This is a genomic window from Vibrio tapetis subsp. quintayensis (assembly GCF_030409945.1).
GTDB classification, from domain to species: Bacteria; Pseudomonadota; Gammaproteobacteria; order Enterobacterales; family Vibrionaceae; genus Vibrio; species Vibrio quintayensis.
In genome coordinates, this window is record NZ_JAUFQV010000026.1 from 302,168 (window position 1) to 315,702 (window position 13,535).

Consider the following 13,535-nt stretch of genomic DNA (forward strand, 5'->3'; position numbering starts at 1 on the left):
TGTTCCCTAAAGAACAGTGTTTTCAGATTTTACTCTATACAATTCGGCCACTTTATCGCCACTTCGAGAATGGTTTTTCTGCGTATGATTTACCGATTGATGCTTTCTTCTTTTCTGCTACTTGCTCATATTGGGTTTTCTCAGGCGATAGATCTGCCAAGTGTGGCTGAGGATTCTGGTGAAGTGGTGGTTGTCGGGATCCCTACCCCCTATTACTTAAACCCGACGTCTAGGCAAGCGAAAGCGTTAGACCAAGACTCTTCGGATCGGTTGCGCCAAGCCAATAACCTGCAAAGTTATTTGGCGCAGTATTGGACGCGTTGGGCGAAAGCCAATGGTTTCCAGATAGAGTTTGAAGTGGCAGCAACAAACATACTGCACAAAAAGCTCGTCAGAGGGGAAATCAACATGATAGCACTGACGTCAAAAGAGCTGTCGGGCAATGAGGGAGCCATTTACAGCGTCCCGTATATTGGCATAAAGACGGCTTTATATCGTCGAAGTGGAGAGCTATCGTCTTCTCAAACTATTGGTCTACATCTGCCAAAGCAAGTTTTAGTTCCGCTTCTCAATCCTAAAAATGCAGTGGTGACACACAGCATATCGTTGGATGCCGTTTTTGCGAAAGCGACGGAGCAAGATCATATCGTTACATGGGACGTACAAAGTTTTGAAGCCAAGCTCCAGTCAAGCGCATTGAACAATACTTTTATCCGAGTGGATCAGCCGACCCCATCCATATCATTACAGGCAATGACACTTAAAAGTGAACAAGATTTGCTGCTGAACATGAACACCTGGATAAGAACCACTGACAATGAGTCGACCCAACAGTTGTGGGACGAGTTGTTCGTAAAGGACAACCCGGTATATGAGCGCTATACGGGTTTTTTGACTAACTTAACAGAGAAGCAAGAGCGATTGATTTCAGCACAAGCTAGCCTGTCTTTTGTCAACATTGTACAAGGTGAAGAACCATATTTTATCAATGATGAAGTATTTCTTGATGGTTACATCGTCGATGTACTGTTTAGAGTCTCGCGTGGGTTAGGGGTCGATATCACCGCGACGGATTACTTGTCATTTCAAGCGGCATTGGATGCGGTGAAGCAAAATGAAGTGGATATATTTGCCGGGATTTACAAAACGAAGGGTCGCAGTCAAAGCCTAGATTTTTCGGTTGATATTGATCATACATTACTGGCTATTATTTCAGAACGAGACTATTACAAAACCAGCGAATTAGTCGACCAACGGCTAGCTATGGTGCGCGGCTTTTATGAGAACGAGCTGGTTGCCGAGAAACTGCCAGAAAATCCGATCATATTCGTTGATACTGCAGAAGAAGCGATCAGAGCAGTCGCCGATGGTAAAGCCGATGCCTTTGTTGGAAAAATGCTAAGCAGTGCCTATTTGATCAACAAACTGAATTTGCATAATTTGGCGATTCACAGAGCCCAAGACTTGAATGCCGATCTCAAACCAAGAATAGCATTAGCAAAAGACCAACCTGAATGGGTTCAATTATTGAATCAAAGCTTAAACAGCCTTGGGGGGGACTACCAACAGCAGTTGCAACAAAAATGGCGCAAGTACTTGGTGTTTAGCCGAGAGGCCGAACGGGTTAGCGAAGTATACCAACGTTCAATGTGGTTTTTGCTGCTCGCTTCTTTGGTTTTTACGCTCTGGTTTATCATTAGCCGCCAGCAAAACGCCAAGCAAAAACGCATTCAAGCGACGTTAAAAAATGCGTTAGAAGAGGCTGAAAAGGCCAAACAAAAAGCCGAAGCTATGACGCAGGCAAAATCCGATTTTTTAGCGAGAATGAGTCATGAAATTCGAACCCCGATGAATGGGGTATTAGGTATGGCTGAGGCGCTATCTTTTACTCAACTCGATACGGAGCAAGAAGACTTACTGAACACACTAAATGGCTCTGCATGTAACTTGATGGCGCTACTCAATGATGTGCTGGATTTTTCGAAAATGGATGCGGGCAAGCTCACATTGGAATCCACCAGTTGTAATTTGAGTTCGGTTGCAACGAATGTCATTAACAACTTTAGGCACAAAGCGGCTTCTCGCAATTTACAGTTGAGCAGCTATGTCGATCCTAAGTTAGCGCATTCTTATCTGTGCGATGGAACACGGTTGATGCAAGTGATTAATAACTTGATATCGAATTCAATTAAGTTTTCAGAAACAGGTTTTATTGAACTCAATATTCACTATATCGAGAACCATAGCCCTGATGAGGTAGGAAACAAGACTGATCTGGTTCGCGTTCATATACGGGATAGCGGCATCGGTATTCACCCCGATAAACTAAACACCTTGTTTGATCCGTTTGTCCAAGCCGACGGCGATATTACCCGTCGGTTCGGTGGAACGGGGTTGGGGTTAAGTATCTGCCACGAAATCGTAACGGAGATGAACGGTGAGATCCACGTATCGTCGGTACAAGGGCATGGTAGCTTGTTCAGCATTACCTTGCCTTTGGAGCAAGACAGCGAGCGCACCTTCAGCGACACCCACTTGTTGATCGCCGAGCAGGGCCAGGTCTCCAATTTCAGCGGTTTGACGGTGTTGTTAGCTGAAGACAATGAGGTTAATCAGAAAGTAATTGGCGGACAGTTATCGCGCTTAAATGTCGACTTTGTTACCGCCAATAACGGGCAAGAAGCGTTTGACTTAATGTCGGCTCACCATGTTGATGTGGTGTTATCTGATTGCCACATGCCGATAATGGATGGCTTTACACTTGCCAAGAACATCGCAGAAACCTATGGCGATGATAAACCGTACTTGATCGCCATCACCGCAGATGCACTAAGTGGCGCGGCTGAAAAATGCCTAAACGCAGGGTTTGATGATTATCTTTCCAAGCCTTGTCCGATCGAGCTACTCAATTCAAAACTCACGTATGCCTATACGTTAAAAGGGCTATCAAACGCCACTAAGCCGGCGAATCATACCTTTGATTTGGATTCGGTGTTATTTGGTGCAAACAATTCATGGGAGTTTGCTTCAGAGCAAGAAGTTCAACGTGATGAGGAAGCGTTATCCGCCTCACTGCTAGCTTTGATGGAGGAGTTCTGTTCTTTAGACGACAGCGATGTGAAGGTAGGCGAGGACTTTAATCACGTCAGCGATTTTGATGTCGCTAGACACGTTGATGATGCAGACAGTGATCTTAATGAAGACAGCAAAGCCTTACTGGCGGCCCATCATATGCGCAGTTCAGGTCATGATCTTTTAGATGAAATGGACGCTTCTGACTTTGAAAATCAAATAAGCACTGCTGGCAAAAAAAATGCGACAAATGATGAAAGCGAAGTGCTCATTCTTATTGATGAGGATATCGAGTTTCATCCTGAGCACATTCTCTTGATGTGTGGAGACGACATGTACATCGCGTTAGATATTCTCACTTCCTTTGTTGATAACTATCCACAAGATATAGAAGAACTGGCCGAGGTTGTCGCGCAAGGAGACATGGACAGGCTCAAATCTACCGCTCACCGAGTGAAAGGCAGTTTGCTGTATTTGGGGGCGCAAAACGCCGCTGATCAAGCTAAGTTCATTGAAGTTCACGCTATGGAGTTAGGCTTTGATGAGGTAGAGCAACGAGTACAAAGCCTATCGAATGGCATTAAACAGCTTGGTGAACAAGTTCGTGAATATTGTACAGAGGCGTTAGTTGCATCATGATCGAACGATCGATTCAGCGTTACTTCAAACAGGCTTCGGCCTTGCTTTGTCTCGGCATGTGTTTCCTGACATTTATCCTAATGGGATCTATTTGGTGGTTAGAACATAACAATGCGCGCCATGGAAAAATTGAACGTTACAAAACCCGCGTAACTAACGCCATTGAAGAGCAGTTTTGGCAGCATGTTTCACTGGCTGCAGTGTTTTCAAGCCAGTGGGAGCAACATACAGATACGATAGATGGTCGCTTAGAACAATACGATATTGCGGCGATTATTGAACAAAATAAGAATGGTGAAGTAAGCCACTCGGAAACCACGATGAGTGCAACTTTTAGCCAACGCCTGTGGGGCTTATTTTTGCCAATAGCAGGGAAAGCAAACACACTATCAAAAGACATGGGGATCGCGTTTGTTGATGGGCGCGTGTTCATGTATGCCACTCAGCCTGTGTTCCTTAATGAGCAAAGGACGAAGATCCCAAGTGATAAACATAAACAGTCGACCATCACCGTTTTTAAAGAAGTAACACCGAGTTACTTGAGCCGAATTGGTAAGCAAATTGGAAGCGAGTTTAATCTTCATTTTAATACGGCAGAGTCAAGATTAAATAGGTCAAGCTACCATAACGGTTATGAGGCCGTTTTGGTGAGTGAAACCGAACACAGTAACGGAACCGAAGTGCTATTTGATGTGCTGCTGTACGGGGGAGCGAAACAGCCAGCCAGTTTTGCGATTCAAATTGTTGCTGATGAATATCGCTTATTTGACCCTAGGTGGCTTGTACTTGCGATCCTGCTGATCCCCGTAATGTGCTTTAGCTTCTGGTACTTATTACGTAGGGAAATCTTGAAACCTATCGATTGCATTTCTTCACGCTTTGATGGCCCAATCTTAGACCTTGAAGGTAAATGTCAGCAGTGTGGCGACTTACCCACGGAATTAGCAAGCATCTATCACCGCTTAATCACCGTTAGTCAGGATTTAAACGAGCAACACTTATTTGGCCAACGATTGTTAGATGCTATTGGCGATATCATTATTACACTCGACGACAGTCGCAACATTCAGTATTGCAATCCGGCAGCGGTGAGATGGTTAGGGTTGGATGAAAGCCTTGTGATTGGTCAGCCGTTCGAGCTATTTGTCGGGGGGTATCAAGAAGCCGCCGAATCTTCGCTACTGTTTCCCCAACCCAATTTATTGGGAGAGATCAACAATACGAATCAACGCACTGAGTTTACGCAAAGCTTAGTGGTGTTAACAAAGCGAGACCAGGTGTTTCGTTGTGATGTCATTTGCCAGCCCAATGATGTCCACTCTCGTGCTATTTCAAAGACCATTGTGGTGATCCGAGTATTGTCTTGTTATCAAATTAGCACAGCTGAAAGCATACGTTCAGACGGTTTGGCTACATTGGCTGTGGACAAAGAGGTAAGCCGTGAGTCCTGAATTAAAACAAGACGCCTCTATTGGTGGAAGACTAAGCCGTATTTTTGTGTTGGCGATAGTGTGTAGTTTCGTTTTGATGGCCATGGGCGCGTATTACGCGGCGATGACCCAAAAGAAGGACTCAGAATTAGCTCGATTTCAACTGACCAAATCGATTGCAGGAAATCTTCTACGACAAGAATTTGAACAATTGCAGTTATTGGCGAAACATAAAACTCAATTGTCGAAGAGTGCATTGCAACAGCGCGGAGAAATTTCGATGGATTCATTGCACTTTGAAAAAGATTCTCGCAATGCAAACCGAGTGTTAGCTATTGCGGTTTTTGGTGGTATGAATGAACGTTTACAATTGCGTGCTCACCGGGTGTTCGAACTCAGTCAAAACGAATGGGTTTCCATTTTGGAAAATAAGCAGTCTGGCGGCGTTATTATCGACAACGAAAATGCCTATATTTATGCTCGCTACAAGAGTGATACAGATGTCTATTCACCGAGACTCGATGTGCAGACCGTCTTGATCACTAAACTGTCGGATGGGGCTTTGTCCGATATGTCGTATCTGCTAGAAAGCGATGTGGCGCTGTTATTTAGTAAACAAAATGGTTCAAAGAAAGTGTATCCGTATGATCCGTCTTGGCGCTGGGAAACGTTCGTCACTAATAACGGATTGTCGGCGACTTCTGGAGTGGTATCAATTCAAACGGATGTCGGCGATACGCTGCCAATTCAAATTGTATTTGCTTTGGATGGCGATAGTTCCATCTTATGGGGCGTCCTTGGGTGGTTAATACCAATAGCCGTCGTGCAGTTAGTGCTGACAATGGCGATATTAGAAGTATTGACACGTAATATCACAACGCCTATTTCCGAATTACTGTCTTGGTTAAAAACCGCAGACATAGAAGACAGCTCAAAGCAGCTAGCGCCATTTGATCATACTAAAAACAGTGAACTTAAACTGTTGGGAGAGCAGTTTTACCGAGTTTATGATGGTCTCTACGAGTAACACCTATTCAGCCAGATCTTGCTGTATTCCATCAGTGATATCATAGTGACCGTTGATGCCAATGGTCGAATTGATTACTGCAACCCGGCGGGGATCGAATGGTTAGGGTTCTCAGAACAACAAATTCAAGGGCAGTTCTTAGAGCTCATAATGTCTTCGTATCCGTCCAAAGAACATTTGTCTAACTGGGTTCACCGTGCATTGGAGTTTGGTAAAGAGCATCATGGTGTCGCGACAATCAGTCGATTATCTAGCCCAAACACCGCCAGTAACGTCAATATTCAAGTTAATCCTCTAATTCATAACAATATTGGAGATAAAGGGGCTATGGTCATTTTGCGAACGCTATAGGCAGGCTTAGATCACCCTTTAATGCAATTAGTTACTTTGAGACTACGCTCACATCATATTTCATAAAAACGATCAAGAATGATAATCATTATCAATAATGAGGTTCGGTATATGATGAAAGCAGCTGTAGTAAACGAATTCAAGGGTAAATTAGAGATACAAAACATCCCACTTCCAAGCGTTAAAGCGCGAGATGTTTTGGTCAAAATTCACGCTTGTGGTGTTTGCCATACAGATTTACACGCCTGCCATGGCGATTGGCCTGTGAAACCTAAAATGCCGTTGGTTCCAGGGCATGAAGGGGTAGGTGAAGTCGTTGAGGTCGGCAGTGAAATTCGCCATCTGAAAGCAGGTGATCGAGTAGGTGTACCATGGCTTTATAGCGCTTGTGGATATTGTGATTATTGTTTAGAAGGGCAAGAAACCCTGTGTTTAGAACAACATAATGCAGGTTACTCAGTCGACGGTGGCTTTGCAGAATACTGCTTAGCAAATGGCGAGTATGTCATTAAGATTCCAGAAGGGATTAGTTATGTAGATGCCGCACCTCTTTTTTGTGCGGGTGTCACAACTTATAAGGCATTGAAAGTCACCAGTGTTAAACCGGGTCAATGGGTTGCGATTGTAGGGGTTGGTGGGCTTGGGCACTTAGCCATTCAATACGCGGTAGCAATGGGGATGAACGTCGTTGCAGTTGATACTGGCGATGCAAAGTTAGATCTTGCCAAAGAACTTGGTGCTCAACATTGTATCGACTTTATGAAGGACAAACCCTCTGAGAAAATCAAAGAATTTACCAACGGCGGTGTCCATGGCGTAGTGTGTACTGCCGTCTCTAAGCCTGCGTTCCAAGAAGCCTATTATTCTGTTCGTCGAGGTGGTTCTTGTGTATTAGTCGGTCTGCCACCAGAAGAGATGCCCATTCCTATTTTTGATACTGTGCTGAATGGAATCAAAGTGATTGGTTCTATTGTGGGAACCCGTAAAGATCTCATGGAGTGCTTACAATTTGCCGCTGAGGGCAAAGTAAAAGCAATTACCGAAGTGAAACAGCTAGAAGACATTAACGACATTTTTGATGATATGGAAAAAGGTGAAATAACCGGTCGAATCGTTATGGAGATCGCTTAAGCACTGTTAAATCATTAGATGTGCTCTAATTGAGTGTTCTAACTAGAGTGAATAATTAAACGCGAGCAAAAGGCTCGCGTTTTTGTTTTTGATAAATTAGCACGCGATAAAAGTTATTTGAGATCTTTAACGTGAGCCTGCATTTCGTCGCCAATTTGCTTTCTCATTTCAATCAAACGCAGCGCCGACGTTTCTAGTGCTTTATCTTCGTCTGTTTCTGGCACCCATTTTGGTACGGGCGTTGGTTTGCCGTCGCTGTCTACCGCAACCATGATCACAATACAGTGTGTGGTGAGCTTTTTATCCAAGACTTTCGGGTCACACGCTTGTACGTCGATGGCAATATGCATAGAAGAGCTACCGGTGTAAATAACCTTAGCGGTAACTTCAACCATGTTGCCGACCAAAATAGGCGACACAAAACGAATGCCCCCGGCGTACGCCGTAATGCAATATTTACCACTCCAAGCGGCTGAACAAGCGTAAGCGGCCAAATCGATCCATTTCATTGCTGTACCACCGTGAACTTTGCCCCCAAAGTTTACGTCTGTTGGTTCAGCCAAAAAACGCAATGTGCTTTTGCGTTGTCGGTCTGTCATAACAATATCCTTATTTGTTTTTATTAGAATGTATTCCAGTGTCTGTTGCATGAGTTGTTGAGCGAATACAAACAGGCAGCTTTCTAATACTAGCAGCATGAATCCTAAAGCAAAGCGCTATCGTGACACAAAACCGACTAATGCATGGCGACATGGTTTTTCATAAGGTTATCAATGGACAGCAAGGGCAAAAAAGCGGTAACGTTGGACACAACACTATTGAAACAGCGAATCCATTTCTCTCATGCGAATTCTTCACACCTCCGATTGGCATTTAGGTCAGAATTTCTTTACCAAAAGCCGGAAAAAAGAACATCAAGCGTTCATGTTATGGCTGCTAGAACAAGTTGATGCTCAGTCGATTGACGCGGTAATTGTGGCCGGAGATGTGTTTGATACCGGAGCGCCGCCAAGCTATGCCCGTGAGCTGTATAATCAGTTCGTGGTCGACTTGCAAAAAAAAGGCTGCACTCTGGTGGTATTAGGAGGAAATCATGATTCGGTTTCGACCTTAAATGAATCCAAGCAATTATTGGCCTGTTTGAATACTTACGTTGTCGCCAGCAGCAATGATGACTTATCTCAGCAGCTGTTTACGCTCAATAATAGCAAAGGGGAGCCGGGCGCTATTTTATGCGCGATCCCTTATTTGCGCCCAAGGGATCTGGTTCGCAGTGAGGCAGGTCTATCTAGTCAACAAAAGCAGCAAGGTATCTCAGAAGCCATCAAGCAACATTATGGTGCTTTGTATCAACTGGCACTGGAAAAACGCGCGCAACTCGGTATCAATTTACCCATCATCACAACGGGTCATTTAACTGCGTTGGGCGTATCTCAATCTGAATCAGTGCGAGATATCTACATTGGCACATTGGATGGCTTTGCTGCCGATGGTTTCCCGCCTGCCGACTACATTGCCCTTGGCCATATTCATCGCCCACAAATTGTGGCTAAACGAGATAACATCCGCTATTGCGGCTCTCCAATTCCGTTAAGTTTTGATGAACTGCCATCTAATAAATGGTCATCTAATAAACTATCACCTAATAAACAAGTGGTACTGGTGGAATTTGAATCAGGCGGAAAACTAAGCTCAGAAACTCAGCCAGCGACGAAAATTGAATTGCTACCAGTACCCATGTTCCAACCAATGGCAACCATTAAAGGCGATCTTGTTCATATTGAGTCTGAGCTGACCAAACTGTGCAGTGAGTTGATTGAGGGTGATGAAGCGAATAGAGATAAATTGATTTGGCTTGCTATTGAAGTTGAAAGCCAAGATTACCTGACCGATTTACAGCACCGAATACAAACCCTTATTGACGGCTCTCCAGTGGAAGTTTTGCAACTAAGACGGGCCAGACAAGCTAAAAGTCAGGCATTGCAGCAGCAACAAAAAGAAACTTTAGCGGAACTCACGCCTTTTGATGTGTTTGAAAAACGACTGGCTCAAGAAGTCTTTGAATCCGATGTTGAGCAAAAACGATGTGAACGAATTACCGAGCAGTTTCGCAACATTGTTGAAGAAGTTCGAGACGAGAATGCCGATGATAAGCACATCAAGACGGAGGATAAGGCATGAGAATTTTATCGCTCCGATTCAACAATCTAAACTCACTAAAAGGTGAGTGGAAAGTCGATTTTACCCAAGCGCCATTTGTCGATAACGGCCTGTTTGCTATTACCGGTCCAACGGGTGCTGGCAAAACAACTCTGTTAGATGCGATTTGTGTTGCGTTATACCACCGCACTCCACGCCTAGATACCTTGTCGACATCCAGCAATGAGATCATGACTCGCGGCGAGGCGGAGTGCAGCGCCGAAGTTGAATTTGAAGTAAAAGGCACCGCTTACAGAGCTTTTTGGAGCATGCGTCGCTCTCGCGGTAAAGCCGACGGCAATTTGCAACCTGCGGTAGTAGAGCTTGCTGAAGTTGAAACGGGCAAAGTACTGGCGACCCAAATTAAGAAAAAATCAGACCTGATTGAGCAAGTGACTGGGCTGGATTTTGCCCGCTTTACGAAATCAATGATGTTGTCTCAAGGCCAGTTTGCGGCCTTTTTGAATGCCAAAGAGGGTGAACGAGCCGAGTTGCTGGAAGAACTCACCGGTACGGAAATATACGGCCGAATTTCAGAACGTGTTCATCAACACTTTGCTGCGGCTAAAACTAAATTACAAACCATGCAAGCAAAAGCTGATGGCGTTATTTTGTTGTCAGAAGAGCAATTAGCCGAAATTGAAACCGAACTTGCTGCGCTTACCACCTCGCAAGCGGTGCACAAAGGCCAGCAAGCCCAACTGCAAGAACAGCTTAAATGGTGGTGCGATCACGCCATATTAGTTGCTGAAAATTCACAATCGAAACAGGCCATAGGCATTGCAGAAGGCGAACTTGAACAAGCGAAACCGCAGCTCGAACAGTTGCGACTCAGCCAACCTGCAGAAGCACTCCGAGCCCCTTTTCAGTTGTGGCAAGAAACGCTTCAACAACTAGATAAAGCGACAGATCAGCTTGCCCCAACAGAGCTAGAGTTAAAGCAATCTGAGCGTCAATGCGCCGAAGTTAAACAGCAATTGGAATTGGCCGAACAAAACGTCGCCAAGCAAAAGAACGCACACCAGCATTTAACAGAACAGATTGAAAAAGTGTTACCGCTTGATAGTGAAATCCGCTCCGTACAAGATCAATCGAATAAGCAAAAAAGTGAACTCTCAACTCAAATAAACAAGCAGCAAGAACAAAAGCAATTACTTGCCAACAGTGCGGTGCAAATTGAACAAAATAAGCAACAGCAGCAAACGCATCAACGCTTTCTTAGTGAGCATGAGCAAGATAAGCAACTGAGCGGGAATTTAGGTCAATGGCGTTCGGAATTCACGCACATTGAAGCTGAACGTAAACAGGCAAAACAGGGCAAGCAAGAACTGACGAACTTGCATACACAAGCTCAAACCCTAGCTCAATCGTCAGTTAACCTGCAGACAGAGAGCGACAAACAAAGCCTAATTAGCGAGCAGTTGAACAACGATCTAACAACAGCGCAGGCAACGTTAGCAGGCAAACTGAATGGCCAAACCCTTGAAGAATTAGAGCAGCAACAGCATGCTGCGAATGCATTGCTGGGGCAGTCTCATCAGTGGAGTAATTGGCAGCAGCAATGGGCTGGTCATGTCGAAGAAATAAAAACCATTACAGTTCACATTACCGAATTAGAACAACAAACGGACACTTTGCTCAAAGAACAACAGAGCTTGCGCGAGTTGTATTCGGCTCAGAATCAATTGTATAAAAGTATGTCTTTGTTATTGGGTCAAGAAGAACACTTAGCTCATTTCAGAAAGACCCTTGAGCAAGGGGATGACTGCCCGTTGTGTGGCAGCACAGAGCACCCCAAACTGGAACAATACAAAGCTCTGGATGTACCACAAACTTTACGCGATAAAGCCGAGCAAGAGGCCTTGTTAGAGCAAACCAAACAGCGCGGTGAGCAAGTCAGTGCGGACTTAGCTGTAAAGCAACGGCATTTGGAAGAGCAAAAGACAAAGCTGGTTTCTATTGAACAAGCCAAACAGTCTCTGGAACAACAATGGCAGGCGGAATCAAACTTACCTGCGGATCTAGATATTACTCAGCCCCAGAGTGTCGCGACATGGCAGCAAGCGCTAAACGAGCAAGCTCAGAATGACCAACGTGTGGTTCGAAATATCAAAGATCAACAGAATCTGTGCCGTGGTTTGGAACAAAAAGCGCAACAAGCACTCGTCGTACTGAGCAACCAGCAAACAGAATTGAAATTGGCGCAACAGCAACACGTGAATGTGATTGAACAAGCGGAAGCAAAGAGCTTGGTGCTAGAAACGCAAGAACAAGCACTAGAAGCGAAATTAGCCGAGTTGAAATCGTCGCTGAGCCAGCAAGGTGTGGATTGGCCAGAGCAAGAATTCACCCATTGGCTAGCAGATAAACAGCAGGCCATGCAAGCCTACCAAAACGCCACTGAACTGCTGCAAACCAGCATTCAAAACCTTAGCCTGTTAGAGCAGAGTTCCGCTCAGCAACAGACCCAGTGTCAGGAGTTAGAGCTCAGAGTCGCGGCTCTACAACAAGGGCTTGAAGCCTTAAATGAGCAGCTAGCACTGAAGCAAGAAATGCGTCATCAGCTGTTTGAAGATAAAGACCCAGCCATAGAGCGTAGCCAAAGCCAAACGACACTGAACGAAGCTGAAATTGCGTTCAGTGAGATAGTCAGCACTTATCAAAATATGCAATCTACACAAGCAAAAGACGTGGCGAACCTTGCGTCTCTTAAAGCACAAATCCTTGAGCTGACAGAAAAAGAGCGCCAGAGAAACCATGAATGGGCACAGCTTCTAACAGGCAGCCCATTTGATAACTTAGATGTGTTTAAAGCGGCGCTACTCACTCCTGACTTGAAAGAACAGTTAGCGCAACTGAAACAAACACTCAATTCTGCGCTAGAACGTCAGCAAACATTATTAGCCAGTGGCGAGCAGAAATTGGCGCAATTGTGCCTCCACCCCAAAGCACAAGATTGGCAGGATGTGGCCGAAGAAAGCGTGGTGGCTCAGCTAACCGACGTAACTTCAAATTATGAGCATGGCGCGCATAAGCAAGGTGAGCTGAATAATCAGATCCAATCAGATAAACAGCACAGACAAAGCCAGCAAGCGCTATTCGATGAAATTGCAGTTTATCAAAAAGAGTACGATGACATTGCTTATTTACATGGTTTGATTGGTTCTCAAAAAGGTGACAAATTCCGCAAATTTGCCCAAGGTTTAACCTTGGATAACCTGATTTATCTGGCTAACAACCAGCTTGATCGCCTACACGGCCGATACCAACTCAAGCGCAAGCAAAGTGAAGGGCTAGAGTTAATGGTGCTAGACACATGGCAAGGAGACAGCGAACGAGACACCAAAACCTTATCCGGAGGTGAAAGCTTCTTAGTCAGCTTGGCTTTGGCGTTAGCCCTCTCTGACCTGGTGAGCCATAAGACCAGCATCGACTCTTTATTTCTTGATGAAGGCTTTGGCACGCTTGATGCCGAGACACTAGACATGGCGCTCGATGCCTTGGATAACCTGAATGCCTCGGGCAAAACAATTGGTGTGATCAGCCATATAGAGGCTATGAAAGAGCGAATTCCAGTGCAGTTGAAAGTGCACAAGAAAAGCGGCTTAGGTTTAAGTGAGCTTGATAGCAAATTTAGAGTTTGAGCCAAAGAATCGCATTATTCCTATTGTCCGTGACAGAAGTTG

The 13,535-nt window shown here is 44.8% G+C and carries 8 protein-coding genes; 7 read left to right on the forward strand and 1 reads right to left on the reverse strand.

The window, feature by feature from the left end; all coding sequences use genetic code 11:
* Positions 1–84 precede the first annotated feature (84 nt).
* The 5 genes from QWZ04_RS11970 to adhP all read left to right on the forward strand — a co-directional run bounded on the left by QWZ04_RS11970 (position 85) and on the right by adhP (position 7,650).
* Positions 85–3,711, forward strand: a complete 3,627-nt coding sequence (locus QWZ04_RS11970) for an ATP-binding protein (RefSeq protein ID WP_290328276.1) — start codon at positions 85–87, stop codon at positions 3,709–3,711.
* On the forward strand, positions 3,708–5,162 hold the full coding sequence (locus tag QWZ04_RS11975) for a PAS domain-containing protein (RefSeq protein WP_290328278.1): 1,455 nt from the start codon (positions 3,708–3,710) through the stop codon (positions 5,160–5,162). The genes QWZ04_RS11970 and QWZ04_RS11975 overlap by 4 nt, the downstream gene beginning before the upstream one ends.
* Positions 5,152–6,168: a hypothetical protein gene (locus QWZ04_RS11980; RefSeq protein ID WP_290328280.1), complete on the forward strand. Its 1,017-nt coding sequence runs from the start codon at positions 5,152–5,154 to the stop codon at positions 6,166–6,168. Before QWZ04_RS11975 ends, QWZ04_RS11980 begins: the two co-directional genes overlap by 11 nt.
* A gap of 18 nt (positions 6,169–6,186) precedes the next feature.
* Entirely contained in the window at positions 6,187–6,519 is a 333-nt protein-coding gene (locus QWZ04_RS11985) for a PAS domain-containing protein (RefSeq protein ID WP_290328282.1), read from the forward strand.
* A gap of 114 nt (positions 6,520–6,633) precedes the next feature.
* On the forward strand, positions 6,634–7,650 hold the full coding sequence (gene adhP, locus QWZ04_RS11990) for an alcohol dehydrogenase AdhP (RefSeq protein WP_353958860.1): 1,017 nt from the start codon (positions 6,634–6,636) through the stop codon (positions 7,648–7,650).
* Positions 7,651–7,763: 113 nt separating this feature from the next.
* Here adhP and QWZ04_RS11995 read toward each other — a convergent pair whose 3' ends face one another.
* Positions 7,764–8,249 carry an acyl-CoA thioesterase gene (locus tag QWZ04_RS11995; protein ID WP_290328286.1) on the reverse strand — a complete coding sequence of 162 codons (486 nt, stop codon included), beginning with the start codon at positions 8,247–8,249 and terminating at the stop codon, positions 7,764–7,766.
* Positions 8,250–8,493: 244 nt separating this feature from the next.
* Here QWZ04_RS11995 and sbcD point away from each other — a divergent pair, with 244 nt between their 5' ends.
* Positions 8,494–9,831, forward strand: a complete 1,338-nt coding sequence (sbcD, locus tag QWZ04_RS12000) for an exonuclease subunit SbcD (RefSeq protein WP_290328288.1) — start codon at positions 8,494–8,496, stop codon at positions 9,829–9,831.
* Positions 9,828–13,493: an AAA family ATPase gene (locus QWZ04_RS12005; protein ID WP_290328289.1), complete on the forward strand. Its 3,666-nt coding sequence runs from the start codon at positions 9,828–9,830 to the stop codon at positions 13,491–13,493. Before sbcD ends, QWZ04_RS12005 begins: the two co-directional genes overlap by 4 nt.
* Positions 13,494–13,535 lie beyond the last annotated feature (42 nt).

What these genes read in the sequence shown, in the direction of transcription:
- QWZ04_RS11970 (WP_290328276.1), top strand. Translation starts at nt 85, where the DNA reads ATGATTTACCGATTGATGCTTTCTTCTTTTCTGCTACTTGCTCATATT.
- QWZ04_RS11975 (WP_290328278.1), top strand. Translation starts at nt 3,708, where the DNA reads ATGATCGAACGATCGATTCAGCGTTACTTCAAACAGGCTTCGGCCTTG.
- adhP (WP_353958860.1), top strand. Translation starts at nt 6,634, where the DNA reads ATGAAAGCAGCTGTAGTAAACGAATTCAAGGGTAAATTAGAGATACAA.
- QWZ04_RS11995 (WP_290328286.1), bottom strand. Translation starts at nt 8,249, where the DNA reads ATGACAGACCGACAACGCAAAAGCACATTGCGTTTTTTGGCTGAACCA.
- sbcD (WP_290328288.1), top strand. Translation starts at nt 8,494, where the DNA reads ATGCGAATTCTTCACACCTCCGATTGGCATTTAGGTCAGAATTTCTTT.
- QWZ04_RS12005 (WP_290328289.1), top strand. Translation starts at nt 9,828, where the DNA reads ATGAGAATTTTATCGCTCCGATTCAACAATCTAAACTCACTAAAAGGT.